We start from the raw sequence: 401 nt of genomic DNA, 5'->3' as shown, positions 1-401 counted from the left end.
CCTGGCGGCTTCCCTAACGAATGCTGTCAATCGCTTGATTCAGATTGCTGGTAGTGGACCTGGCGCATACGTGGCCACCTTCGCGGTGCTATCGCTCTACTCCGACCAGGCTGGTAAAGACAGTGACAAGGTTCCTGCCGGCGTTCGCAATGCATTGGCACTGGAGGCGTCCGCTCTGGGGCTTCCTGGCACGGCTGATTTGCAAAGCGTCGCCAAGGCAGGTGGCACGGTTGATATGCCGGTACGACTCACGAGTGCTGCACAAGAGAGCCCGAGTGGTAAATCGCAGATTGCCGCGATGCTGACCAACGGGGCAACTGTCCCCAAAGGCGTGCCTGTTCGCGCCGCGACCCTCAATACTGCGACAGGCCGGTATGAGGTGACGGTTCCCGCAAAGTCCA

At 59.9% G+C, this 401-nt stretch carries 1 protein-coding gene; it reads left to right on the top strand.

The genetic code is table 11. The features are described from left to right. The coding region (locus HMPREF2581_RS32525; protein WP_177345070.1) for an S-type pyocin domain-containing protein at positions 1-401 on the top strand (401 nt) is incomplete at both ends.

It is taken from the genome of Pseudomonas sp. HMSC057H01 (genome assembly GCF_001836405.1).
In the GTDB taxonomy this organism is placed as follows: domain Bacteria; phylum Pseudomonadota; class Gammaproteobacteria; order Pseudomonadales; family Pseudomonadaceae; genus Pseudomonas; species Pseudomonas aeruginosa.
The sequence above is the reverse complement of the archived record's forward strand: the minus strand, read 5'-3'. Positions and strand labels throughout refer to the sequence as shown.